General features: G+C 64.8%; 1 pseudogene. It reads right to left on the minus strand.

Annotated features, from left to right (window positions below):
* Positions 1–236: pseudogene (locus tag QSV46_RS41060) on the minus strand (radical SAM protein); the annotation flags it as partial.

The raw sequence follows: 236 nt of genomic DNA on the forward strand, positions 1-236 counted from the left end.
GCTGATAGGGATCGGTGTTGGTGCCGATCGCGATCATGCGCGGCTCGTAACCGGGCGCCGCCAATTCCTTCTCGAGCAATTCCGGCGCGTCCGGCTTGGCGAGCAGTTTGGATTCGAAATCGAGCCCGGGCGACAGGCCGAGAAAGGCGTGGGTCGGCCGCGCGAAGCAGTAGACGCAACCGTGCTCGCAGCCGCGGTACGGATTGATCGAGCGGTCGAAACCGATGTCGGGCGAG

Origin of the sequence: Bradyrhizobium cosmicum (assembly GCF_032290525.1) — a bacterium.
Lineage (GTDB): Bacteria > Pseudomonadota > Alphaproteobacteria > Rhizobiales > Xanthobacteraceae > Bradyrhizobium > Bradyrhizobium cosmicum_A.